This is a genomic window from Sphingobium sp. B10D7B (assembly GCF_025961955.1).
Lineage (GTDB): Bacteria > Pseudomonadota > Alphaproteobacteria > Sphingomonadales > Sphingomonadaceae > Sphingobium.
Window position 1 is genome coordinate 2,486,706 of the sequence record NZ_JAOQOQ010000001.1, and the last position, 25,565, is coordinate 2,512,270.

Annotated in this window: 20 protein-coding genes; 6 read left to right on the forward strand and 14 right to left on the reverse strand. The window is 63.6% G+C overall.

Annotated elements, in window-relative coordinates; genetic code table 11:
* Positions 1-31 precede the first annotated feature (31 nt).
* Positions 32-451 (forward strand): hypothetical protein, encoded by a 420-nt coding sequence (locus tag M2331_RS11820; protein WP_181560458.1) that lies wholly within the window; start codon positions 32-34, stop codon positions 449-451.
* A 177-nt stretch (positions 452-628) separates the two neighbouring features.
* Here the strand turns inward: M2331_RS11820 and M2331_RS11825 are convergent, their stop codons facing one another.
* The 10 genes from M2331_RS11825 to M2331_RS11870 all read right to left on the reverse strand — a co-directional run bounded on the left by M2331_RS11825 (position 629) and on the right by M2331_RS11870 (position 16,134).
* Positions 629-1,216, reverse strand: a complete 588-nt coding sequence (locus M2331_RS11825; RefSeq protein ID WP_181560459.1) for a DUF1989 domain-containing protein — start codon at positions 1,214-1,216, stop codon at positions 629-631.
* Positions 1,216-1,899, reverse strand: coding sequence for a guanitoxin biosynthesis heme-dependent pre-guanitoxin N-hydroxylase GntA (gene gntA, locus M2331_RS11830; protein WP_181560460.1), 684 nt, complete (start codon positions 1,897-1,899; stop codon positions 1,216-1,218). Before gntA ends, M2331_RS11825 begins: the two co-directional genes overlap by 1 nt.
* Positions 1,900-2,018: 119 nt before the next feature.
* Positions 2,019-4,112: a M3 family metallopeptidase gene (locus M2331_RS11835; RefSeq protein WP_264592373.1), complete on the reverse strand. Its 2,094-nt coding sequence runs from the start codon at positions 4,110-4,112 to the stop codon at positions 2,019-2,021.
* Positions 4,113-4,333: 221 nt separating this feature from the next.
* Complete coding sequence (locus tag M2331_RS11840) at positions 4,334-5,620, reverse strand: porin family protein (protein WP_181560462.1); 1,287 nt, start codon at positions 5,618-5,620, stop codon at positions 4,334-4,336.
* Between the two features lie 99 nt (positions 5,621-5,719).
* A complete protein-coding gene (locus M2331_RS11845) occupies positions 5,720-6,805 on the reverse strand; it encodes a transferrin-binding protein-like solute binding protein (RefSeq protein WP_181560463.1) in 1,086 nt (361 codons plus the stop codon).
* A gap of 206 nt (positions 6,806-7,011) precedes the next feature.
* Positions 7,012-8,595: an alkyl hydroperoxide reductase subunit F gene (gene ahpF / locus M2331_RS11850; RefSeq protein WP_181560464.1), complete on the reverse strand. Its 1,584-nt coding sequence runs from the start codon at positions 8,593-8,595 to the stop codon at positions 7,012-7,014.
* A 182-nt stretch (positions 8,596-8,777) separates the two neighbouring features.
* Positions 8,778-9,341: an alkyl hydroperoxide reductase subunit C gene (ahpC, locus tag M2331_RS11855; protein WP_181560465.1), complete on the reverse strand. Its 564-nt coding sequence runs from the start codon at positions 9,339-9,341 to the stop codon at positions 8,778-8,780.
* Between the two features lie 253 nt (positions 9,342-9,594).
* Positions 9,595-10,605, reverse strand: a complete 1,011-nt coding sequence (locus tag M2331_RS11860) for an alpha/beta hydrolase (protein ID WP_181560466.1) — start codon at positions 10,603-10,605, stop codon at positions 9,595-9,597.
* 120 nt (positions 10,606-10,725) lie between these two features.
* Positions 10,726-12,867, reverse strand: coding sequence for a PQQ-dependent dehydrogenase, methanol/ethanol family (locus tag M2331_RS11865; RefSeq protein ID WP_181560467.1), 2,142 nt, complete (start codon positions 12,865-12,867; stop codon positions 10,726-10,728).
* Between the two features lie 114 nt (positions 12,868-12,981).
* Entirely contained in the window at positions 12,982-16,134 is a 3,153-nt protein-coding gene (locus M2331_RS11870) for a TonB-dependent receptor domain-containing protein (protein ID WP_319801502.1), read from the reverse strand.
* A 458-nt stretch (positions 16,135-16,592) separates the two neighbouring features.
* Here M2331_RS11870 and M2331_RS11880 point away from each other — a divergent pair, with 458 nt between their 5' ends.
* The 3 genes from M2331_RS11880 to M2331_RS11890 all read left to right on the forward strand — a co-directional run bounded on the left by M2331_RS11880 (position 16,593) and on the right by M2331_RS11890 (position 19,930).
* Positions 16,593-17,066 (forward strand): Fur family transcriptional regulator, encoded by a 474-nt coding sequence (locus tag M2331_RS11880; protein WP_181560468.1) that lies wholly within the window; start codon positions 16,593-16,595, stop codon positions 17,064-17,066.
* Between the two features lie 132 nt (positions 17,067-17,198).
* Positions 17,199-19,127 (forward strand): 1-deoxy-D-xylulose-5-phosphate synthase, encoded by a 1,929-nt coding sequence (gene dxs, locus M2331_RS11885; RefSeq protein WP_181560469.1) that lies wholly within the window; start codon positions 17,199-17,201, stop codon positions 19,125-19,127.
* Complete coding sequence (locus M2331_RS11890) at positions 19,124-19,930, forward strand: DUF72 domain-containing protein (protein ID WP_181560470.1); 807 nt, start codon at positions 19,124-19,126, stop codon at positions 19,928-19,930. The genes dxs and M2331_RS11890 overlap by 4 nt, the downstream gene beginning before the upstream one ends.
* A gap of 9 nt (positions 19,931-19,939) precedes the next feature.
* Here M2331_RS11890 and M2331_RS11895 read toward each other — a convergent pair whose 3' ends face one another.
* From M2331_RS11895 to ileS, 4 genes are all read right to left on the reverse strand, one after another.
* Positions 19,940-20,413: a pyridoxamine 5'-phosphate oxidase family protein gene (locus tag M2331_RS11895; RefSeq protein ID WP_181560471.1), complete on the reverse strand. Its 474-nt coding sequence runs from the start codon at positions 20,411-20,413 to the stop codon at positions 19,940-19,942.
* 99 nt (positions 20,414-20,512) lie between these two features.
* Positions 20,513-20,929, reverse strand: coding sequence for a DUF3035 domain-containing protein (locus M2331_RS11900; protein ID WP_181560472.1), 417 nt, complete (start codon positions 20,927-20,929; stop codon positions 20,513-20,515).
* A gap of 1 nt (position 20,930) precedes the next feature.
* Positions 20,931-21,449 (reverse strand): signal peptidase II, encoded by a 519-nt coding sequence (gene lspA / locus M2331_RS11905; protein WP_264575104.1) that lies wholly within the window; start codon positions 21,447-21,449, stop codon positions 20,931-20,933.
* Positions 21,446-24,472, reverse strand: a complete 3,027-nt coding sequence (ileS, locus tag M2331_RS11910) for an isoleucine--tRNA ligase (RefSeq protein ID WP_181560473.1) — start codon at positions 24,470-24,472, stop codon at positions 21,446-21,448. Before ileS ends, lspA begins: the two co-directional genes overlap by 4 nt.
* 286 nt (positions 24,473-24,758) lie before the next feature.
* Between ileS and M2331_RS11915 the strand changes: the two genes are divergently transcribed.
* Together M2331_RS11915 and M2331_RS11920 are read left to right on the forward strand one after the other, a co-directional pair.
* On the forward strand, positions 24,759-24,947 hold the full coding sequence (locus tag M2331_RS11915) for a Thivi_2564 family membrane protein (protein ID WP_181560474.1): 189 nt from the start codon (positions 24,759-24,761) through the stop codon (positions 24,945-24,947).
* 79 nt (positions 24,948-25,026) lie between these two features.
* Positions 25,027-25,359 (forward strand): entericidin EcnAB, encoded by a 333-nt coding sequence (locus M2331_RS11920; protein WP_181560475.1) that lies wholly within the window; start codon positions 25,027-25,029, stop codon positions 25,357-25,359.
* Positions 25,360-25,565: the final 206 nt, after the last annotated feature.

Genomic DNA, 25,565 nt, shown 5'->3' on the forward strand with positions numbered 1-25,565 from the left:
GCTCATTGTGCTCCTGCAACAGGAGCACGCCATGACTGCCAACCCCTTTTCAATGTGGTTCGATTTCGCGCAGACCTGCATTCGGGCGACCGAAACGATGGTGAGCACGCACAATGTCCTGCTCGCCCGCACACCCATCATCATGGCGGCATGGCAGTCCCCCTTCACCGCCGATGGCCGCGAGCTCAGCCTGATGGTGACGGAAAAGACCGACGCCTTCGGCAAGGCGGCCCGGGCGCAGGATCGCGGCGCCCGCCGCTTGCGCCAGACCGGCGCGGCCAACGCCCGCGACATGCAGCGCCTCGCCTCGGGCCAGCCCTTTTGGCCTCACGACTGGATGCGGCTGATGGAGCGCAATGTCGCGACGACCGTCGCCATGATGGCCCTGCCGGGCAAGATGCTGGCGCCTTATCACAGCGCCGTAACGGCCAACGACCGGCGTTTGCGCTGAGGTGGCTGGCGCAGCTTGAGGAAGCGATAGTCAGCGCGGCCTTAGCCCCTCCTCTTCAGAGGAGGGGTTGGGGTGGTGCAACAACCTCGAGAACACTCACCAACCATGCGATGCTCGCGCATCGCCACCACCCCCGCCCCCTCCTCTAAAGAGGAGGGGAGACCGGGTCGCAACGCCCTAAACCAGATCTTCAACCATGTAATCGATCGGCCGAAAGCTCCCGCCATTGCTCGCATAAGCCGAGCAGGCCGTCAGGCCGATGATCAGATCCATCTCCGCCTTGAGGACAATCCGGTCGCCCGCCGCGCTGAGCGGCGGCAGAACGCTGATCTTGCCGTCCGCCCCCACCGGCACATTCATGAAGCAATTGAACGCAACCGGGATCATATCGGCCGTGATGCCATAAGGCGCCAACGCCGCTGCTAGATTGCCGAAACAACCCGGAACGACCGGCTTGTCCGGGTAAAAGTGCAGGAAGGTATCGGTGCTGCACGGCGTCAGCAGAAAATCATGGCAGCCGACCGTATCCTGCTCGATCGTCAGCAGCACATTGGACCGGTTCGACCACAGCCGGTTGCCCGTCGTCAGCCGAATGGTCTCCTCATAATCGAGCGTGCGCCCATTGCTGAGCACCTCGCCGATGTCCGCGCGATTATAGGCCAGCAGGTCCGCCACCTGGCACCCTTCCGGGTCGATCACGGTCAGATACTGGCCGGCAAGCATCTCGAACGCCACGCCCGAGCGGGGCGGAATACGCTCTGCCATCACGCGACCTCGCGGGGGTCATGGAACGGGCATTTCCAGTCCTCGCCGACATGCCGCCCGCTATACTGCGCGGCTTCGCTGCTCGTGCCGTGGCGTGCAAGCATCGGATTGGCCTCACCGGCAAGATCGACATCGCGGGCGATGATCGTCTCGCGGATCTTTTCGTAGCGCCCTTCCTGACGCAATTGCTCGAACTGATCGTGCAGGTTGAACACGATCACCGGCCGCTCGAAACGCCGCGCGGGGCGGCTCGCCGCCGGATGCAGACCCACTGCGAAAAAGGCTTCCCCGCCAAAGCTCAGCGAGAAATGGGGATCGTCCGGATCGCGGCTCACCCGCTCATCATAGGGCAGGCCAAGCCACGCATCCTTGTCAGCCAGCGATTGCAGGCGGTCCCACATCGCCTGCTCATAGGCCTTCTCATCAAGCGGCGCCGCATGCGCGAAAATGATCGCGAGGCTGCGGAACAGCCCCGGATCGCTCGCATAGGATTGCGCCCATGCCATCAATTCGCCGTGCAGCCGCAGGTCATCCCAGCCGCTGTCGATGGACCAGCCCACGAGAATGTTGAGCGTGCCGCGCGAGAGGGCTGATTTGGCCCCCACGCACGGAAAACTCCGGTCCATAATAAACGCCTCGAAAGAGGCGCGCAGCCGCGCTTCTTCCGCATGTGAAATCAGCATCCGTCCAAAATCCGTTATCTACTCAGTCTAATTCAGAAATCCTGCCTGGGGCATTCGTTCCAAATCGAGGCGGACCCTTCGCACTAACAAAAAGCAAAGCAGACGGACCTGTTGCGCGATTACTCCGCCGGAACCGGGAAGCCACGCTTGCGCAGCAGTGCATTCACATCCGGGTCGCGGCCGCGGAATGCCCGATAGGCTTCGGCCCGGTCGGTCTCGTTGCCGGTCGAGAGCAGCGCCTTGTTGAAGCGCGCGGCCAGCGCCGGGTCCCAGACATTGCCGGTCTCCTCAAAGGCGGCCCAGGTGTCCGCGTCCATCGTCTCCGACCAGAGATAGCTGTAGTAGCCGGCCGAATAGGCATCGGATGAGAAGAGGTGATTGAACTGCGGCAGGCGGTGCCGCATGATCATCTCCTTGGGCATCCCGATTTCCGCCAGCGTCTCGCGCTCGAACGCATCGATATCGGTCGGCGCGTCGGGGCGATTGTGCAGCTTCATGTCCACGATGGCCGAGGAGAGATACTCGACCGTGGCAAAGCCCTGGTTGAAGGTATCGCTGGCCTTGATCTTGTCGACCAGAGCCTTGGGGATCGGCGCGCCCGTCTGGAAATGACGCGCATAGGTCTCGAGAATATAGGGTGTCAGCACCCAATTCTCATGAACCTGGCTCGGATATTCCACGAAGTCGCGCGGCGTCGTGCCCAGCCCCGGCCAGGTGATGTCATAGCTCAGATAATGCAGCGCGTGGCCGAACTCATGGAACAGCGTGGTCGCATCGTCGAGGCTGATCGTCGTCGGCGCCCCGGCGCTGCCCTTGGCGAAATTGTTATTGTTGGAGGCCAGCACATATTCATTGCCGTTCAGATGATCCTGCCCCTTATAGGTGGTCATCCACGCCCCGGAGCGCTTGCCGCTGCGTGCCCAGGTATCGAGGTAGAACAGCCCGACGACCTTGCCGCCGCGCGTCACCTCGAAGGTCCGCACATCGGGGTGGAAGACCGGCACCGCGCCGCTATTCTCGGTGAAGGTGAAGCCGTAGAGCCGGTTCGCCATGTCGAACATGGCGGAGACCATCTTGTCGAGCTGGAAATAGGGCTTCACTTCATTCTGATCGAGGTCGTACTTCGCCTTGCGCACCTTCTCGGCGTAGAAGCGGTAGTCCCATGGCTCGATGGTGATCTTCGGCCCCTGCCCGGCCTTTGCCTCCGCATCGGCGATCTTCTGCATGTCCGCCACTTCCTCGCGCACGCGGGCGACCGCCGCCGGCCACACCTTCATCATCAGCGCCATCGCCTTGTCCGGCGTTTGCGCCATGGTGTCGCGCATGCGGTATTCGGCATGGGTCTTGAACCCGAGCAGCTTCGCCCGCTGGGCGCGCAGCGCCACGATCCGCGCGATGGTCGCATTGGTGTCATTGGCATCGCCATTGTCGCCACGATTGGCGAACGCCTCGAACACGCTCTTGCGCAGGTCGCGCCGCGTTGAGCTTTCGAGGAAGGGCTGCACATAGGAGCGGGTGTTGATCAGCAGCCAGCCATCCACGCCCTTGTCCTGCGCCGCGGACTTCATCGTCGCCACGAAGTCCGCCGGCAAACCCGCGAGATCGGCCTCGCTGGTGAAGGTGATGAACTTCTCCTCATCGGCCAGCACCTTGTTCTGGAAGCTGCTGAACTCCTGCGCGAGCGCCGTCTCGATGCCGATCAGCTCCTTTTTCTGCGCGGCATCCAGCATGGCGCCGTTGGCGACCAGATCCTCATAGGTGCGGGTCAGCAGCCGCATCTGCTTGGCATCAAGGCCCAGCGTGTCGCGTTTGTCGTAGAGCGCCTTCACCCGCGCGAAATAGCGCGGATCGAGCGTCAGTTCGTTGAAGAAGGCGCTCAGCTTCGGGCTCCACTCACCCTGAATGCGGCGGATGTCGTCATTGGAGAGATTGGAGACATACACGCCCCAGATCGGCATGACCCGGTCGGACAGCGTCTCCTTCTGAAGCGCGGTGACCGTATTGTCGAATGTCGGGGCGGCCTTACTGGCCAGCACACCCTCGAACTGCGCCTTCACCGAGGCCATCACCGCCTCGAACGCGGCAGGGAATGCCGCCGGGTCCACCTTGTCCCATGCGGGCACGCCGCCATAGGGGCCGGTCCATGGCGCGGTGATGGTCTCCGCTTTTTGGGCGGCGAGCGGCGTGGACAGCGCGAGCGCGACGGCGCTCAACGGGGCAAGAACATGCTTTGAAGGCATTTGTCGGAAAACCTCAATCCTTGGGAAAACGCAGTGTCGCGTCACATGAGGCCAAACTTATCGGCTACCCGCTTGGTTTCAACCCCTTGCAGGCGACGCGACAGTCCTCTCGACAAGCCCCCTCGCCTATTGGCACGACGCGGACGCCACGGCGCAGCGTGATCGCCTTGCGCGCAGACCGCACGCACGCGGGATCAGAAAATCGTCGTCACGCCGATGTCGAAGCGGGTGCGGCGGTAGGCGTAGAGCGCGATATTGCTCTCGTTGATCGTATGCGAGACGCCCACGCGCGGCGCAAACCGGCCAAGCGTCACCTTGCGATTGAGCGCGCTCACGCCAAGGCTGTAGCTCGTGTCACGCCGCGCCGTGCCGAACGCGGCAAACACGCCATCGAAGCGGCTGTAAGAAAAACCGGGCTGCAGCGAGAGCGAGAAGCCCATCGGCAATTCGCGCGCGTAGATAGCGCCCGCCGTGTAGGAGGTCTGGGCAAAAGCGCGGTTGGCCGCATCGTGACGATTGATGCCGACGCGCAAATTGCCGAGGCTCTGTTTGTCTAGCGAGCGCGTGACGCCCAGCGACAGGCCGAGCAGCGCCCCATTCAGATGCGTGGCGCCCTTATGGCGCAGGTCGCTCGCGCTGGCTTGCAGGCTGATCGCCGTCCGGGTGCCCGGATAATAAGCGATGTCGGCCTGACCGCCGAGCATCCGGCTATAGGTTTGCCCCCCATACCAGCGGCGGGAGGCCGTGCCGGCGGCGGCCAGCGCGAACCGGCCCAGCGTCACGCGCGGGCCGAGATAGGCGCTCAGCACCATGTCGTCGAACTGCTGCCCCTGATAATCGCGCTGCGAGAGGGATGCGCCAAATCGCTGCCGAACCCGCGCGGACAGACGTGGCGCCCACTCCGCGCCGATCTGCCCATAGACCCCCACCCCGCTCGACCGGCGGGCGGCTTCCGACAGGTCAAACGGCAGGCCGTAGAGCTCGATCGTCTCCGCCGCTGTCGCCGCATTGATGTTGGTATCCGGCGCGAGCGCGAAGGAGGCGCTGAACGACCAGGATCGCATCTCGCGAATGGACTTGAGGTAGCGATCGACATTGGCGGAGACGATCGCGGGCAGATTGGCCGCGCCGGCCAGACGGAACTGTCGCTCGGCATTGGCATAATCCCGGGCGACATAATAAGCGCGCGCCAGCTCCAGCCGCACACGCACGGCCTGCGGCTGATCGGCCAGCAAATGTCGGAACTGCCGGATCGCCTCGCGCGTCCGCCCCGCTTCCATCAGCGCCATGCCGAGGCGAAACCGCAGCTCGGGATTGGCCGGATCACGCGCGAGCCGTTCGGCATAGGCCTCTGCCGACGCCGACACGGCCGCCGCTGGCGCTGCCGCTTCCGGCGCGCTGCTGGCCGCCGCATCGGGATGCGCGGCGATGGCCGTTGGTGTCCCGGCCATCGCCATCGCCCCCACCTGGGACATCAGCATGAATGCTCCCACTGCAGACATGTGCTGCCGTCCCATTCGATCCGCTGCCCCCACCACGCTTTCTGCGCCCCACGCGCGGGCAGCGGATCGCCCCTCGGGTTACTGCTTGATTCCGGCGATCGTCCCGAGCGCCGTGTTCGTGCCGTCGGAGAGCGACCAGATCGCGCCGACCTCATCGGCTGCCGGCCCGTAGAAGCTGCCGCCGATCGTGCCGACCGCGCCGCTCTGCAAGGATGCCGCCCCGCTCGGTGCGCTGGTCACCGCCGTGGTGCCCGAGAAGTCATTGCCGGAGAGCGAAGCCGTGAACGAGGCGTCGTTCCATGCCGCCTGCTGCCAGCTGCCATTCTTTTCATAGCCAACCTGCATGTTGGACGTGGTGCCGGTAAGGCTGTTGGCGGCAAAGTTCACGCTGATCGCGGCATTGCCTTCCAGCTCGCCGACATTGCGGGCACTGCCATCCACAAAGCTGACATAACCCTCCACCTCGCCGGCATAGGTGGCGGTGCCGCTCGTCGGCATGCCGGCGCTCGGCGTTTCGTACCCGCCGATCAGTGGCGCATAGGTTCCAAGCTGGCCGTTCTGTCCAAAGACCGCCCATTCGCCAAAGCGCAGATAGCTCAGATCGCCATTATCCAGCTCGCCATCGAGCACGACTTCCAGTTTGCGACCGTTGGAGAGGTTGGCCGAGTAGCAATCGTCGCAATCCTCGACGAGGGCCACATTGGTGATCCCGGCCGCGGGGACATTGACGGTGAACTTCAGGCCCGATGAGTCCCGGCTGATCGTGACGCCATTGGCGTTGGCAGTCGCCGCGGCGGTGGGATTCCCCTGTGCGTCGAAATTCACCGCAAGCTGGCTGAGCGGAAAGCTGATCGTTCCCGACGTCTGGGTATCGAACGAGGCGCCATTGGTGGCCTGCACGGCCGGTGTCGCGTTACTGCCCGGCCCGGCGACGATGTTGGCGATCGGCCCCGCAGCAGGCGTGGGAGTCGGCGTGGGGGTTGGCGTCGGGGTCGGCGTGGGTGTGGGTGATGGCGTGGGTGTCGGCGCAGGCGTGGGCGTGGGGGCAGGCGTGGGCGTCGGGGTCGAGTTCACGCCTTCGTCTCCGCAGGCAGACAGGGTGAGTGACAGCGCCGCTGCCGAAACGAGCAGCAAGGCCCTGGAATAAGTCCGTGAAATTATCATGATGCACCCCCTGGCAAAGACATGGATCGGCGGAGGCATAGTCCGTCCGCCGCTACAATCCGCGCCTGCCAGAAGGTCGGGAGCCCGGCATCTCCCAAACGGGATATGCGCACGCTGCGACCCGCCATGGGACAACCGCATCCACAAGAAAGGGGCGCCCGGCCCGTGCCGAACGCCCCTTTCCAATCTTAACCGATACGCCGCGCTCAGGCCGCCTTCGCCTGCTCCTCTGCCGGCGCGAGGCGGATCAGATAATCGAAGGCGGAGAGCGCGGCGGTGGAGCCCTGCCCCATCGCGATCACGATCTGCTTGTAGGGCACGGTGGTGCAGTCGCCCGCCGCGAAAATGCCCTGCTGCGAGGTGTGCGCCCGCGCATCGATCTCGATCTCACCGCGATTGCTCAGCGCCACCGCATCGGTGAGGAATTCGGTGTTGGGCACCAGACCGATCTGGACGAAAATGCCTTCCAGCTCGACCAGATGCGATTCATCGCTGTTGCGGTCGCGATAGGTCAGGCCCACCACCTTTTCGCCATCGCCATGCACCTGCGTCGTCAGGGCGGAGGTCACCACCGTGACATTGGGCAGGCTGTGCAGCTTGCGCTGGAGCACGGCATCGGCGCGCAACTGGCTGTCGAACTCGACCAGCGTGACATGCTTGACGATGCCGGCCAGATCGATTGCCGCTTCCACACCGCTGTTGCCACCACCGATCACCGCGACGCGCTTGCCCTTGAACAGCGGGCCATCGCAGTGCGGGCAATAGGCCACGCCCTTGTTGCGATACTCATCCTCGCCGGGCACGTTCATCGTCCTCCAGCGGGCGCCAGTGGCGAGGATCACCGCTTTGGCCTTGAGGGTCGCGCCGCTCTCCAACTGCACTTCGGCGAGGCCGCCCGGCGCCTTGGCCGGCACCAGCTTGCTGGCTTTCTGCAGGTTCATGATGTCGACATCATAATCCTTCACATGCTGCTCCAGCGCGGCAGCCAGCTTCGGCCCTTCGGTGTGCGGCACGGAGATGAAGTTCTCGATGCCCATGGTATCCAGCACCTGCCCGCCGAACCGCTCGGCAACGACGCCCGTGCGGATGCCCTTGCGCGCGGCATAGATGGCCGCGGCGGCACCGGCCGGCCCGCCCCCGACCACGAGCACGTCGAACGGCTCCTTGGCGGCGATCTTCTCGGCCGCGCGGGCCACAGCGCCGGTATCCAGCTTGGCGAGGATCTGCTCGATATCCATGCGTCCGGAGGCGAACGGCTCGCCATTCAGATAGACGCTCGGCACCGCCATCACCTTGCGCTCATCGACTTCCGCCTTGAACAGCGCGCCATCGATGGAGACGTTGCGGATGCGCGGATTGAGCACGCTCATCAGGTTGAGCGCCTGCACCACGTCCGGGCAGTTCTGGCAGGAGAGCGAGAAATAGGTCTCGAACTGATAGTCGCCCTCCAGCGCCTTGACCTGCTCGATGACGTCATCGCTCACCTTGGGCGGGTGGCCACCGACCTGCAGCAGGGCCAGCACCAGCGAGGTGAACTCGTGCCCGAGCGGAATGCCGGCGAAACGCACGCCGATATCCGTGCCGACCCGGCGGATGAGGAAGCTTGGCTTGCGCGCGTCGCCTTCATCGGCCGCAATGGTCACAAGATCGCTCAGCCCGGCAATGTCTTCCAGGAGGCCCCGCAGCTCCGACGCCTTGGCGCTATCGTCCAGCGACGGCACCAGCTCGATCGGCTGCTTGATGTTGGCCATATAGGCCTGCAACTGGCTCTTGATGGCGGCGTCGAGCATGAGAGGGCTCCTTTCGAGATAGAGCCCCTCCCCTTCAGGGGAGGGGTTGGTCGAGATAGAGCCCCTCCCCTTTAGGGGAGGGGTTGGGGTGGGGCTGGAGGCCGCGACTTGTCGCTGCGCGAGCGATGCTGCGCATCGCCCCCACCCCTTGCCCCTCCCCTGAAGGGGAGGGGTTGTTAGGATTAGATCTTGCCGACGAGGTCGAGCGAAGGTGCGAGGGTCTTCTCGCCTTCTTCCCACTTGGCGGGGCAGACTTCGCCAGGGTGGCTCGCCCAATATTGCAGCGCCTTGATCTTGCGGAGCAGTTCGGCAGCGTTGCGGCCGACGCCTTCCGGCGTGATCTCGACCAGCTGGATCGTGCCTTCGGGGTCCACGACGAAGGTGCCACGGTCAGCAAGGCCGACGCCTTCGCGCAGGATCTCGAAATTGTTCGAGATGCTGTGGTTCTGGTCGCCCAGCATGTAGTAGCTGATCTTGCCGATGGCCGGCGACGTGTCGTGCCAGGCCTTGTGGCAGAAGTGCGTGTCGGTGGAGACCGAATAGACTTCCACGCCCATGCCCTGGAGCGTCGGGTAGATGTCTGCCAGATCCTCAAGTTCGGTCGGGCAAACGAAGGTGAAGTCAGCCGGGTAGAAGAAGAAGACGGCCCACTTGCCCTTCACGTCCGCCTCAGTCACGTCGACGAACTTGCCTTCCTTGAAGGCCGTGGCGGAAAACGGCTTGATCGGGGTGTTTACGAGACTCATGTCTGCTCCTCTTGGTGAATTGACGCCTTGCACATAGGCATCATTGTTGATCAGGCAAAATTGATTAATCTCAACGCAAAGATCGATTTTGTCGATCTCTGCGCTGTCAACTGCGCGCCTGTCACACAGTTAGGCATAAAACATGTCGGCTAAAGGACAGGCGCGACCATCCAACGCACACGACGCCCTGCCGGTCTCGAACCGGGCAGGGCGTCATGTGGCCAGAGCGGTGCCGCGCTCGCCTCTCGCGAGATCAATCCTTGGCGAGATGCTCGGCAAAGAAGGGCAGGACGAAGGCCCGGAAGCGCTCGCGCACGCGATTGCCATGGTCGCCCTCATAGACGGTATAGCTATGCGCAACGCCCATCCGGTCGAGCAGCTTGGCCATATCGCCATTATCCTTGATGAGGGTATCCTTGTCCCCCACGTCAATCGCGATGGCCTTGAGGCTCTTGAGCGCCGGCAGATATTGCGGGGCCATGGCAAGCGGCGCATTGGCCGCCCATTGCGCGATGATCTGCGGCTGGACGACGCCCTTTTGCGTGCCAAGGTCGAGGTAGAAGGGCGCCTTGTCCGGCGCGGGCGACCAGGCCGATGCCGCCGCGAAGTCGGCCCGCACGCCGAAGTCGCCCTTCAGCGCGTCATCCATGCTCATGCCTTCCAGGCGCTGGCTGCGCTCTGCGTCCACCGGCCGGGCGGAGAGGCAGCAGGCGCTCATCGCGTAGATGCTCGAAAACACGCCGGGATATTTCATGGCAATGCGCAGCGTCCCATAGCCGCCCATGGAGTGGCCGCTCAGGCCGCGCGACTCTTGCTTGGCGAGCGTGCGATAGTGCTTGTCGACATAGGCAACGAGATCCTGCGCAATGAAGCGCTCGAAATTGCCCGTGGTCGGTGAGCTGGAATACATCGAGCCGCCATGGCGGGAGTTGGAATCCGGCACGACCAAAATCGCCTGGCGGTTCTTGGCCTCGGCGGTGTTCAGCGCGTCGGCAAAGCCGATATATTTGTCATAGCCCTCGGCCGATCCCATGAAGCCGTGCAGGAAATAGACGACCGGATAGCGCTTGGTGCTCGTCGCATAATCCTCCGGGAGGAAGACGATCACGTCGCGGTCGGCGCTGTTTCCTTCCAGATTGCCTTCCACCGCCTGCGAGTGGACCTTGATGTGCTCCACCTTCACCTCGGCCCGGCTGGCCGTCAGTGGGAGAAGCATCAGAGACGCCGCCATCAGGCAGCGGGCAAACAGGGATTTGGGCGGCATCACTCTCTCCTCAACGCGCGACCCGCCCTTGCGGGCGGATCGTTAGACCATAGCGTTAGCAGGAGTTGCACGACCGCCGCCGACCGCGCAACGCATTATGCGGTTGCGCGGTAGGTCTGATCAGCGTGCCTTGGCTTTCTCTTCGGCAAGCAGCGCCTTTGCCTGCTGGTTGAGATAGGCGCGGATGGCCTCGGCTTCCTCGGGCTTGAGATAGGCCGCAAAGCTCGCCATGCCATTCTGCGCCAGCGCGCCGCCGATCACGACCTGCTGCCACAGATCCTTGTCGGCAATCAGCGGCGAGCGCCGCAGGTTCGGGTTGACCGGACCGCCATGGCAGATTTGGCAGAACTGGAAGAAGCCCTTCTGCCCAGTCGCGATCTGCGCCGCCGTGAAGGTCTCATTGCTTGGCGTCGGCTCGGGCTGCGGGATCGGCGTGTAGGGCGGCAGCTTGCCGTTGCCCTTGATCTTGAACGCCAGCACGAGGCCGTTGGGCATCTTGTTCTTCATGAACGGCGTGCCGCTTGCCATGCCCATCGAGCCGCCATAGCCGGCCATGACGGCAATATATTGCTCGCCATTCACGCGATAGGTGATCGGCCCGGCCAGCACGCCGCGATGGGTCTGGAAGGACCACAGCTTCTTGCCATTGTCCGCGCTGAACGCTTCGAAGTCGCCATGCGGCGTACCCTGGAAGACGAGGTTGCCGGCGGTCGCCAGCGTGCCGCCGTTCCACGGCCAGTCGCGCTCGACTTCCCAGCGCGGCTTCTGCGTCACCGGATCATAAGCGACGAGCTTGCCCTTCACCATGGATTCGAGGGCCTTGCGGCGCCCTTCCACGGTATCGGGCAGACCCGGCATCGCCGGCGGATCGAGGAAGGACACTGCCGTATTCCAGCGCCCCTCATGGATGACGAACGGATCGGCATCGCCATAGACCAGCGGATGCTCCATCGCAGGAATGTAGACCAGCCCGGTCTTGGGCGAATAGCTCATCGGCATCCAGGCATGGGCGCCGATGCCCGAGGGGATGACCAGCGCCGGCCCATTGTCATAGCGCACGCCGGGCTTCTCGATCGGCCGGCCGGTCTTGAGGTCGATGCCCTCAGCCCAGTTCTGCCGCGCATAGGGCTTGGCGGAGATCAGCTTGCCGTTCGTCCGGTCGATCACATAGAAAAACGCGTTCTTCGGCGCCTGCATCAGCACCTTGCGGTCGCGCCCGTCGATCTTCAGGTCCGCGAGCATGATCTGCTGGGTCGCGGTGTAATCCCAGGTTTCGCCGGGATTGATCTGATAGTGCCACTTATAGGCGCCGGTATCCGGGTCGAGCGCGAGAATGGAGGAGAGGAACAGATTGTCCCCCTTGCCGGCGCTGCGCCATTTGTGATTCCAGGGCGAGCCATTGCCGACGCCGATAAGAAGCTGGTTCAGCTCTTGATCGTAGACCACGCTGTCCCACACGGTGCCGCCGCCGCCGAGCTTCCAGTAATTCTCGCCATACCAGGTCGGTCGGGCCAGCTTCTCCAGGATCGCGTCGGAGGCAGCGCCATCCGGTCCGTCCTTCGGATTGCCGGGCACCGTGTAGAAGCGCCAGACGAGCTTGCCAGTGTTGGTATCGTAGGCCGACACATAGCCGCGCACGCCCAGTTCCGCGCCGCTATTACCGATGATCACCTTGTCGCGCACCACGCGCGGGGCCATGGTGATGGTGTAGGGCTTCTTCTGGTCGACCGTGATGGTCTCCCAGACCTTCTGGCCGGTCTTGGCGTCGATGGCGATCAGCCGACCGTCGATGGTGCCGACGAAGACGCGGCCCTTCCACACGGCGACGCCGCGGTTCACGACGTCGCAACAGGCGTGCGCCGCTTTTGAGCCTTCATTTTCCGGATCGAACTGCCAGAGCTGCTTGCCGGTCGCGGCATCGATGGCGACGACCTTGGACCAGGCGGTGGAGGTGTACATCACGCCATCGACCACGATGGGCGTGCCCTCCTGCCCGCGTGCGGTATCGAGCTCCAGCGCCCAGGCGAGGCTCAGCTCGCCGATATTGCCGTCATTGATCTGGGTGAGCCGCGAATAGCGCTGCTCATCATAGGTGCGGCCGTAGGTGAGCCAGTTGTCGTCATCCTTGCCAGCCGCCTCAAGCCGCGCCTGATCGATGGCGGCGGGGCCGAGAGACGTTTCGCTCCCCTCGACGCCGCTGCACGCCGCCAGAAGCATCGTCAGCACCGCAATCGGCACAGGCCGGATCGACCGCAACACCATAATCCACTCTCCTCTTCGCCGGACCCGCTCCGGCCCCGGCCTTGTCCTGAAACAAAGATAAGAGGGGAATGCCCGGCAGGCAGACCCCTCTTTCCCCCTTTTAGTCCGTCATCCTCAGAATTTGAACGACGCGCCGAGATAGAAGCGGCGGCCATTCATATCATAGAAGTAGGCGTTGAACGGGCTGGCACCCACGCCATTTCCGAGCGCTGCGCCCGTGTTGTATTCGAGCAACGGCGGCGCCTTGTCGAACAGATTGTCCACACCCCAGCGCAGCGTCGCGTCCCGCGTCACGGCGAACGAACCGTTCAGGTTGAACAGATCGTAAGCGGGCGCCCCCACAAAAGTGGTGGCGTTGTTGGAGGTGTAGGTGATCGACTTCGCGGCAGGCAGGTGCTGCCACTGTACCCCAACCGTGACAGGCCCGACCGCATAGCTGAACGAGTTCAGCATCTTCCAACGGAAGGAACCGGGATTGAGGCCGTTTTCGGCAATCGCCGCGCTGCCTGCCGGGCCCAGCGTGCCTGCATATTCAACCAATTGTCCGGCCGCACCGGCCGATGCCGGCAACGGCGCCGATTTCAGCGAGAGCAGATAGTTGAAGACGGAGTTCACGCTGAACGTGCCCGGTCCCACCGGGACCGACCAGTCGAGCTGCACGTCGATACCCGAGGTGCGGAAACGTCCGTTGTTGAGGTAAGTGACCTGCACATTGCCCAACGCACCATCGCCGGCCACGCGCCCGATAGCCTGGCAGGCTGCCGTCGCCGCAGCGGCTGTCGGATTGTTGGCGATCGCCGGATTGAAGACCGGATCGAAGCATTGGCGCTGCGCAGTGTCGAGGGTGAGCGGGCCGATCGCGTCGTCGACCTTGATGTTATAGTAATCGACCGTCAGCCGCAGACGACGCAGCAACTCGCTGGTCGCAGTGGACCGCAGCACGGCGCCGAGAGTCCAGGTCTTGGCCTTTTCCGGCTGCACAGACGGGTTGCCGACGAGGGTCGGGAACGCAAAGGCCGGGCCCTGGGCATTGTAGAAAGCCGGGTCCGAGTAGAAAGTGTTAGCCGTCCCCGCAATCGTCTGATCCATCAGGATTCGGCAGACTGCCTGCACATTCGCTGCATTCGAATTCTTCGCCGTATTGGCCGACCATGCTAGGCCGTTATTGAGGCGGCAGACATCGCCGCCACCGGCAGCCGTGAAGGTCTGCTGCGGTGCCAGGAACAATTCGGCGACGTTCGGGGCGCGAACGGCCTTGTTGAAGCCGCCACGAATCGTGAGGAAGTCGGTGACTTCCCAATCGGCCATCGCCTTCCACGTGAAGGCATTGCCTGTCGTGTTGTAGTGCGAGTTACGCGCACCCACGGTCACGTCCAGCTTGCGGATCAGTGGCAGATCGGAAAGCACCGGGACGAGCAACTCGCCGTAGAACTCGTCCACGCGGATGAGCCCCTGCGAGTTGCCGCTCGGGTAGATGCCGATCGCCTGATCCTGGAAGGAGGTGCCCTGCGAGGTCAGCGTATCATTCTGGAACTCATAGCGATTCTGACGATGGCTCGCGCCGACCGCCGCACGAACCTGACCGGCTGGCAGGTTGAATAGCCCGCCCTGAGCATTCGCTTCAAACACGCTCTGCTGCATGACCGCGCGGTTCTTGAGATCGGCCCGGATCGCGTCGATACAATCCTGCGAAACCTGCGCATTGGGGTCAAACGGATTGAAGCCGCTCGTGCAGGTGGCTGAAGCCGCACCGAAGCCGCCAAAGGCTGCGTTGCCCTGCGACTTGAAACCGGCGCCCCAGTTCGGTGACTGGATAACAGCGCGGAAGCGGGCGAGCGAGGCCGTCCCCGTGATCAGGGCGTTGGTTTCGGATTCACCTTGGGACGCATAGGCCTCCCAGGTCCAGTCCGTACCGGGGACCTTGCCCTCCAGGCCAGCCACCAGATTGTAGGTGAACACATCGGTGCGCGCTTCACGATTGGCGTAGTTCAGATAGTAGGTAAGCTGCCAGGGGGCGGTGGGGTTACCGCGCGAAGCGAGTACCTGTGCCAACTCCGTTGGGATTGCTCGCCCATCCACCGGGATCAGCGCGGACCATCCATTCACCGAAGGCGAAGGCTGCTGGACCGTGTGAGTCTGAACGCGCGTAAACGTGCCTTGGGCGAAGGCGCCGATCCAGTCGTTGATTTCGTAATTGCCGCGTGCGTAGAGGTTATAGCGGTTGAGCGGCAGAACCAGCAGTTCGTCCTGGAAGTTCTGGCCGAGCGAGCCATCTCCCTGACGCTTCCATTTGAGACCCGTCAGATCGCCTTTGAAGCGCGACGCGCCGCCAGTGGGGCTTTGGAAGAAGCCGGTGAAGGCCGTGCCGTCGTCATTGAAATAAAGCCGGCTTCCGGCCGCCACATTCGGGACTGTTTGTCCTTGAGTGTTGACGGTGGTTCCGAACCAACTGTTGAGCAGTGCCTGATTGGGGTTGTTGCCGCCAATCGGCTGATAACCCGAAAAGTCGGGGAAGAACTCAGTGCCAGTAAAACGGGGGTCTTTCCAGGCATTGCGGAACCAGGGCCGGTCGCGGCGCAGGGCGCTCTCGCGATCGTTCATGGACAGGCCAATGGTGATGTTGCCTCGGCCGTCGTCGAAGTTCGCGCCCATGATCCCGCTGATCGAGAATTCACGGCCGTCGCCCCGCTGGGAGATGCCCATCTGGGTATCGAACTGAAGACCCTGGAAGTTCTTCTTGAGGATGAAGTTGACGACACCGCCAACAGCGTCCGCACCATAGGTCGCCGAAGCACCGCCGGTGATGATCTCGACCCGCTCGATAGCCGCTGCTGGAATCGTATTGATGTCCACGACGCCCAAAGCGTTGGCCGGCGTGGCACGACGGCCATCGACCAGGACGAGGTTGCGGTTGGTGCCCAAGTTACGGAGAGAAACGGTTGCCGCACCCGGCGTGCTGGTTGCCGTCGGCTGAATATCGCTGGCAATTGCCGGCGTCTGCACAGGCGTAAACGCGGGAAGTTTGTTCAGGTTGGTCTCAAGCGCGGCGGTCGAGCTGTTCTGGAGCAGTTCCTGCCCCGCTGTGACGATCGGGCTGCTGGCTTCATAGTCGCGTCGAACGATGCGCGAGCCGGTGACCACGATGGATTGCTCGTCAGCGCCATCGGTCTGCTGCGCGATCGCGCCCGATGGCATGGACAGAACCGTCAGTGCCGTCGTGCACGCCAATGCCGCGCGCACGCAAAACGAGTCCATTTTTACAGACATAGTTTCCTCTCCCTTTTCTCAGCCGCCTCCCGACGACTGCACTCCCGCCCACTTTCCGGAGCCCGATTCTGGATCGTCAGGTCGCTGACACAGCCTTGTCGGCACACTCTCGTAGTAAGCTAACTAATAGGCTAGGCGACGATCCGGGACAAACTCAAGCGGATAATATCATCGATAACGCAATCGAACGGAGTGTTGCCAATTAGGCACAATTTTCAGAATTCCTATTTCTGCTTTAAAACCAGTGCTTTGCAGATATTTCCAGTCCAAAAATCGCCGATAAACAAGGAGATGATGCCGGCCAATAAGTGGATGAAGTCAATTTTCGCAAAAACGCTCTCGACAATTCTGCCGGATTTCATGCAAATTCCGGACTGCGATCCCGCGTAGCCTCCGTCGCGCGCCGCACGCGTTCGCCAAGGCTTGTGGCGTCGGCCAGCAGAGCTTAGATTGTGAGCATGGCCACCGCTGACCATCATATTCACAACCATGCCGAGCCGACGGGCATCAAGCTCTCGGCTGCGGCCCGCGCCACGCTCGAAGCCAAGGGCGAGCAGTGGACGGACATGCGCAGAGACATTTTCGATGTGCTCGCGGCCGAGGAAAAGCCGGCCTCTGCCTATGATATCGCAGACAAGGTCTCGCAGAAGCGGGGGAAGCGCGTCGCGCCCAACAGCATCTATCGCATTCTCGACCTGTTCGTGGCGACCAACCTCGCCCAGCGGGTGGAAAGCGCCAATGCCTATATCGCCAACGCCCATCCCGGCTGCCTGCACGACTGCATCTTCCTGGTCTGCAAGGCCTGCGGCGAGGCCACGCATATCGACAATGACAGGCTGACCAGCGAAGTCCGCCGCATCGCCGGGGAAGACGGGTTCGCAACCGAACGTCCCGTTATCGAAGTGCTGGGCACCTGCGCCAAATGCGCCTGACCTGAGGCGCTCGCAGGCACTGCGACATAGCGCCCTGCCCCTTAGACCAGTTGCCGCGATATGCGATGAGCGTATCATCACAGGTTGGATGACCGTTCGACAATGGCCGGTTAACGCACTAGATAAGAGCCGATGATGGACCAGCCCGAGACGCCCCTGCTCGATCAGGTGCGCACCCCCGCCGATCTTCGCAAGCTCGCCCCCGAACAACTGCGGCAGTTGGCCGATGAGTTGCGCGCAGAAACGATTTCCGCTGTCGGCACGACCGGCGGCCATCTGGGCTCCGGCCTAGGTGTCGTCGAGTTGACGACCGCCATCCATTATGTGTTCAACACGCCCGACGACAAGCTGGTCTGGGATGTTGGGCATCAATGCTATCCGCACAAGATCCTGACCGACCGGCGCGACCGTATTCGGACGCTGCGCCAGGGCGGTGGCCTGTCCGGCTTCACCAAGCGCGCCGAGAGCGAATATGATCCGTTCGGCGCCGCGCACAGCTCCACCTCGATCAGCGCCGCGCTCGGCTTTGCCATCGCCAACAAGCTGAGCGGCCAGCCCGGCAAGGGCATTGCCGTCATCGGGGATGGCGCCATGTCGGCCGGCATGGCCTATGAGGCGATGAACAATGCGCGCGAGGCCGGAAACCGGCTCGTCGTCATCCTCAACGATAATGACATGTCGATCGCGCCGCCGGTGGGCGGCCTCTCGGCCTATCTGGCGCGGATCGTCTCCAGCCGCGAGTTCCTCTCGGTGCGCGAGGCGCTGCGCAAGCTGGCGCGCAAGCTGCCCCGCCCGCTCCATCAGGCCGCCCGCAAGACGGACGAGTTTGCCCGGGGCATGGCGATGGGCGGCACGCTCTTCGAGGAGCTGGGCTTCTATTATGTCGGCCCCATCGATGGCCACAATCTTGACCAGCTGATCCCCGTGCTGGAGAATGTGCGCGACATGGCGGATGGGCCGGTGCTCGTCCATGTCGTCACGCAAAAGGGCAAGGGCTACGGGCCCGCCGAGGCGGCGGCCGACAAATATCACGGCGTCCAGAAATTCAACGTCGTGACCGGCGAGCAGGCCAAAGCCCCCGCCGGCCCGCCGAGCTACACCAATGTCTTCGCGCAGGCCCTGCTGGCCGAGGCCGAGCGCGACGAAAAGATCATCGCGATCACCGCGGCCATGCCCTCTGGCACCGGGCTCGACAAGTTCCAGAAGACCTTCCCGAACCGCTGCTTCGACGTCGGCATTGCCGAGCAGCATGCCGTGACCTTTGCCGCCGGCCTCGCCGCGCAGGGGATGCGCCCGTTCGCTGCGATCTACTCGACCTTCCTGCAGCGCGCCTACGATCAGGTGGTGCATGACGTGGCGATCCAGAATCTGCCGGTCCGCTTCGCCATCGACCGCGCCGGGCTGGTCGGCGCCGATGGCAGCACCCATGCCGGCAGCTTCGACATCACCTATCTCGCCACCCTGCCCAATATGGTGGTGATGGCGGCTGCCGACGAGGCCGAACTGGTCCACATGGTCCACACCGCCGCCTGCCATGACAGCAGCCCCATCGCGCTGCGTTACCCGCGCGGCAATGGCGTCGGCGTTCCCCTGCCCGCCAAGCCGGAGCGGCTGGAGATCGGCAAGGGCCGCATCGTGCGCGAAGGCAAGCGCGTCGCCATCCTCTCGCTCGGCACGCGGCTGGAGGAAGCGCTCAAGGCCGCCGACGCGCTGGACGCGCGCGGACTTTCCACCACCGTCGCCGATCTGCGTTTCGCCAAGCCGCTGGATGAAGCGCTGATCCGCAAGCTGCTCACCACCCATGATGTGGCGGTGACGGTCGAGGAAGGCAGCATCGGCGGCTTCGGCGCGCATGTGCTTACGCTCGCGAGCGACGAAGGCCTCATCGACGCCGGCCTCAAGCTGCGCACCCTGCGCCTGCCGGACGTGTTCCAGGATCAGGACAAGCCGGAAAAGCAGTATGACGACGCCCGGCTGAATGCGCCGCATATCGTCGAGACCGTGCTGACGGCGCTGCGCCACAACAGCATCGGGATCGAGGAGACCGGAGCGCGGGCGTGACCGCCGGCGCCATCCGCACCGGCATCGGCGGCTGGACCTATGAGCCGTGGCGCGGCACCTTCTACCCGGCCGATCTTCCCAAGGCAAAGGAACTGGACTACGCCGTCAATCATCTCGCGACGATCGAGATCAACGGCACCTTCTACCGCACCCAGTCGCCGGCGACCTTCGCCAAATGGCGCGACGCGGCGCCGGATGGGTTCGTCTATGCGGTCAAGGCGCTGCAATATTGCGTGGCGAAGAAGAAGCTCGCCGAGGCTGGCGAATCGATTGGCAAATTCCTGAACTCGGGCCTGTCCGAGCTGGGCGACAAGCTCGGGCCGATCCTCTGGCAGTTCCGCCCGACGCGTCAGTTCGATGCCGACGACATGGCCGCCTTTTTCACCATGCTGCCGAATAAGATCGATGGCGTTCGCGCCCGCCACGCCGTCGAGGTGCGTCATCAAAGCTTTGCGTGTCCCGAGTTCGTCGCCCTCGCCCGGCAACATGGCGTCGCCATCGTGATCGCCGATCATGACGAGCACCCGCAGGTCGCCGATCTGACCGCCGATTTTGTCTATGCCCGCCTGATGAAGAGTGATGAACAGGTCGAGACCGGCTACGCAGCCGCCGATCTCGATCAATGGGCTGCGATCGCCCAATCATGGGCGGCCGGACAGGCGCCAGAAGCACTGACCTATGTCACGCCAGACAAAGCGCCCGCGCAGTCCCGCGATGTCTTCGCCTACTTCATTTCCGGTGCGAAAGTGCGCAATCCCGCAGCGGCCATGGCGCTCGCCAAGCGCCTGACCGCGCGGGATTGATCCGACCGATCAAACCGGCATCTGCGCGTGATCGCCGGCTTCCTGCGGATCGATGCGGCTGCCCGTCAGCAGCTTGAGACGGCCCTTGATGCCAAGATCGGCCGTCCAGATCTCAATGTCGCCAAGGTCCATCCGCAGCACCAGCAGCTTGGGGTCGTCGCGCCCGTCGAACCACGCTTCGACCGGATTGCTCCAGAAGCGGTCGATCAATCCCTCATCGGTTTCCTCGACAAGCTCACCTGAAACGCAGGCGAACACATCATGCCCCTTGGACATGAACTGCGCCATGGCCGGCCCGCCGGACGCAAGGCGATTGTCGCGCTCGGTAAAGAACCAGACCGCACCGCCATAAGCCGGGCCGAGATCCTTATCGAGGCAGGCATGCATAGGCAGCGCATGCTCGTCGCTGCCGTTGCGGCGGACCATCAGCACCGGGCTGGCGGCCAGCGCCTTCCAGAAATCATCCTTGATATCGTGAGACATGAGTGACTCTCCTTTCCCCCGCTCAACGAGCCGCTGAGCGGAAAGGTTGCAGCGCTGCCCTTCGGGGCGGCGCCGTCACTCATGCTGATAAGCTGCGCCTTATTGCGCGGACGCAACCACGCGCGCGAACTGGCCGTCACCCTCGGGCGCGGCAATGATGTCCTGCGTGACACGGCCCTTTTCGAGCACTTCCGTCTTCGGGTCGCCAACGACCGAACGGATGCCGACCTCGGCCAGCGAGCGGCCGGCTTCACGCAGCGCGGAGGTCTCGGCGCCGCTGCGCGCAGCGGTACCGCCGAACATCGCTTCCAGCGCCTGCTGGTTGAGATTCTGCTGGCTGGCCGCCGTGCCGGGCGCCGGGGGCGAGAGCGAGAAGTCCGGCGGAATGACCAGCGGAGGCTGGCGGGAGACAGCCATTTCGTCCGGCCGGTCACGGTTGAACAGGCTCGTGCCTCCGCAGGCGGACAGCAGGGTCAGGCCGGCGAGCACAACCGGAAGACGATAAGACAGACGCATGTTAACGGGACTCCTTCGCTGCAGTCTTTTCGCGCAGCAGCAGCGCGCGTGCAAGCAGGATGACGACGCCGATACTGATTGCGGCATCGGCAAGGTTGAAAATGAGGAACGGCCGCCATTCGCCAATGTGGAAATCGGCATAGTCGATGACGTAGCCCAGGCGCACCCGGTCGATGATGTTGCCGATGGCGCCGCCCAGCACCAGGCCGAGCGCCAGCGCATCGTCGCGCTCCTTCTCGCGCCAGATCCACCAGAGCACGAAGGCGGAGACAGCCATGGTCATGGCGACCAGCGCCCAGCGCATCACATCCGTCTCGGCGTGGAAAAAGCCCATCGAAATGCCGCGATTCTCGGCATAGGTCAGCTTGAAGAACGGAATCAGCTCGATGCCGACAAGACCACGCTCGTGCAGTTCCAGCACCCGCGTGACGAAATATTTGACCAACTGGTCGAGCGCCGTGACGCCGAGCGCGAGCGCCACCGCCGCCTTGCGCCAGGCCCCGGCAAGCGCCGCGCTCACGCGAGCACCTCCGCGCAGCGCCCGCACAGGTCACCGTCTGCGTCCACCTCTGGCAAATGGCGCCAGCAGCGGCCACATTTGTGCTTGTCCGTCGCGGTAATCGCCGGGGCGGCCAGATCGGCGTCCTGCGTCACGCTGGCCACGATGCACATCTCCGCAAAATCCACGTCCTCGGGCACATCGGCCATCCGCACATCCGCCGCGAGGCTGGAGCGCACGACCTTCTCGCGCCGGAGCGGTTCAATGGCCTCGTTCACCTGATCGCGCGATGAACGGATCGCCGCCCAGCGCACGCCGAGCGACGGATCGCGCCAGAGCCGATCCACCTCTGGCCATTCGAGCAGATGCACGGAGCCATCCTCGCTCGGATAGCGCGCCTGCCAGACTTCCTCGGCCGTGAACGGGATGATCGGCGCGGCATAGCGCACCAGTGCGTGGAAGAGATGGTCCAGCACCGTGCGATAAGCGCGGCGCTTGGCCGTCTCCGCGCCCGTCGCCGGGTTCACATCGCAATAGAGGCAATCCTTGCGGATATCGAAGAAGAAGGCCGAGAGATCGTTATTGGCGAAGTCGTTGAGCGCGCGGGTATAGCGGCCGAACTCCAGCCAGATGTCCCGCTCCTCGCCCTTGTCGACCACCGCGCGCAGCTCCGCGTCCAGCTCGGCAAGGCGATGGAGCATGTAGCGCTCCAGCTCCGGCATGGCAGACACCGCCACCCGATCCGCCTTCTCGAACCCGGCCAGTGCGCCCAGCAGATAGCGGAAGGTGTTGCGCAGCTTGCGATAGGCATCGGATGCACCAGCCAGCACTTCCTTGCCGATGCGCACATCGTCAAAATAATCGGTGGAGGCCGCCCACATGCGCAAGATGTCGGCGCCGCTCTCGTCCATCACCTTGAGCGGATCGACCGTGTTGCCCAGGCTCTTGGACATCTTGCGGCCCTGCCCGTCCAGCGCGAAGCCGTGGGTGAGCACCGCGCCATAAGGCGCATGACCGCGCGTACCGCAGCTTTCCAGCAGCGAGGACTGGAACCAGCCGCGATGCTGGTCCGAGCCTTCGAGATACAGGTCGGCGCGGGCACCCTCGCCATAGCGCGCCTCGACCACGAAGGCGTGAGTCGAGCCGCTGTCGAACCACACGTCGAGAATGTCGTTGACGACCTCATAGTCCGCCAGCCCATAGTCCGGCCCAAGCAGCGCCTGATGATCCGCGCCGAACCAGGCATCCGCCCCGCCCTGCTTGAAGGCTTCGACGATGCGGGCGTTGACGGCCGGGTCGTTGAGATACTGGCCGGTCTGGCGGTTCACATAGAGCGCAATGGGCACGCCCCAGGCGCGCTGGCGCGAGATCACCCAGTCCGGACGGTCGCTGACCATGGCGTGGATGCGGTTGCGGGAGCGGGCGGGCACCCAGCGCGTCGCCTCGATGGCATCGAGCGCCACTTCGCGCAGCGTCGGGCCGTTGCTGAGCGGCGCAGCGGCGTTGACGCCCAGCGCGATGCCCGCACCGATGCCAGCGAGCGGCGCGATCTCGACGTCGGACGCGGTGCTCGCCTTGTCCATCGGAATGAACCATTGCGGCGTGCAGCGATAGATGATCCGCGCCTTGGAGCGCCAGCTATGCGGATAGCTGTGCTGGAAATCGCCGGCGGACAGCAGCGCCCCGGCCTCACGCAGATCGGTCAGGATCGGGCCATCGGGACCGTTGAACTTCGTATTGATGACACTGCCCTGCCCACCGAGCCACGCCCAGTCGTCACGGTAGCGGCCATCATCGGTGACGGCGAACACGGGATCGATGCCGACCGCCTTGCAGGCGATGAAATCTTCCTCGCCATGATCCGGCGCCATGTGGACGAGGCCAGTGCCGGCATCGGTGGTGACGTGATCGGCGGCGATGAACGGGCGGGGACGATCGAAGAAACCGATCTTGCCACTTCCAGCATCCCCGTCACCCCGGACTTGATCCGGGGTCCAGCTGCCTTCGGCGCCGATTGAAGAGGAAGCGGGATCCCCGCTTTCGCGGGGATGACGAAGGAGATTGGCCATCGGGTGGCGCGCAATGGCACCAGCGAGTTGCGAACCTTTGCCGCTCCAGACAATATCGTGGGAGGTCAAGCCGATCCGTGTCGCGACCTGCTCGATCAAAAGCGTCGCAACAAGAAGATGGGAAACACCGCCCCAATGTGATCCGAGCGCAGGATCGACCCGGTTTATGTGGAGCATCGAGTACTCAATATCCTCCCCATAAGCGATTGCCTGGTTCACAGGGATCGTCCACGGGGTCGTCGTCCAGATCACCGCATAGGCGCCGACCAGCTCCGGCGCATTCGGCGCCTCGACAATCTCGAACGCCAGATCGATCTGCGTCGAGGTAACGTCCTCATATTCCACCTCGGCCTCGGCCAGCGCGGTCTTTTCGACCGGGGACCACATCACCGGCTTGGCGCCGCGATAGAGCTGGCCGCTCTCGGCGAACTTCAACAGCTCGCCGACAATCGCCGCCTCGGCCTCGAACTTCATGGTGAGATAGGGGTCTTCCCAATCGCCCATGATGCCGAGGCGCTTGAACTGCTCTTTCTGCACGCCCACCCACTTGTCCGCATAAGCGCGGCACTGGGCGCGGAATTCCTGCGGGGGAACCTCGTCCTTGTTCAGCTTCTTCTTGCGATACTCTTCCTCGATCTTCCACTCGATGGGGAGACCGTGGCAATCCCAGCCGGGCACATAGGGCGCGTCCTTGCCGAGCAGGCTCTGGCTGCGCACGATGATGTCCTTGAGAACCTTGTTCATCGCATGGCCCATGTGAATGTCGCCATTCGCATAAGGCGGCCCATCATGGAGGATGAAGCGGGTGCGGCCCTTCCGCTCCGCGCGCAGCTTGCCGTAGAGATCCTGCGCATGCCAGCGCGCGAGAATGCCCGGCTCCTTCTGGGCGAGACCGGCCTTCATAGGGAAGTCGGTCTGCGGCAGGAAGACGGTGCTCTTGAAGTCTTCGCTCTTCTGGCTTGGCTGGTCGGTCATGTGCTTCCGGCAATCGCTATGGCGTCCGCATCGGGCGAGGCGCGGCGTCCGCCCCTGGCTGCCCTGCGCAGACGAACAGGAAATCAGCGCTCGCCCCTACGCGAGGGCGCGCGCTGGCGCAAGCGACGGGCGGCTCCACCGGCGCCGGCAAGGGCACATCGCGCCGCCCGCCGTGGAACTACACGCCGGGCCGGACGTTCCTTTGAGCAGCATCTGGGATGCGCGCGCGGGACACAGCCTGGGAGATCGCTGTCGTCCAGCCGTTTAAAAAGACCGGGAGGGTTGCATGTCGCTTCTCAACATCATCATCATCTTGATCGTCGTCGGCGTGTTGCTGTGGCTCATCAACACGTACATTCCGATGGACGGCAAGATCAAAAGCATCCTCAACATCGTCGTGGTGATCGCGGTGGTGCTCTGGCTGCTGCAGGCCTTTGGCGTGCTCGGCTCGCTTGGCGGCGTCCACGTCAACTAGCTGACGTCGATCAGCCCTATCAAATCCCCAATTTCAGCGGCGCGCAAGTCCGCCGCGCAATAATCGAACGAGGTTATCCATGAAACTTCCCGCCACTCTCGCCAGCCTGGCCCTCATCTCGCTGCCCATCGCAGCGTGCAGTGAGAAGGCGCAGCAGGAAACCAGCGAAGCGGCCGACGCCGTCGGCAACGATGTCGAGCATGCCGGTGACCATGCCGCACAGGAATCTCGCGAGGCGAGCCGCGAGGCGGGCGCCGCCGCAGACCGGATCGGCGACGACATCCAGCAGGGCGCGCGCGAAGCCGGCGCAGCGGCGGACCGGGTCGGCGATGACATCAGCCGTGGCGCGGACGCCGCTGCCGACCGCACCGGCGCCGCGCTGGAAAACACCGGACGCGCAATTCGCGACTGAATGTGAGGGGTAGCGCCTCCCGGCGCTGCTCCGCGTATATCACAGAAGGGCGGCTCGGTTTACGGGCCGCCCTTTTTGCGTCTGGGCAGCACAGCCCACATTCTCATGCTTTATCAAGATGATCGACGCGCTCTTAGAAGATCGCTTGTCACGCGATCCATAATTCCGTACATCAGGAATTAACGGTCACTGAGAGCCGTCTTGGG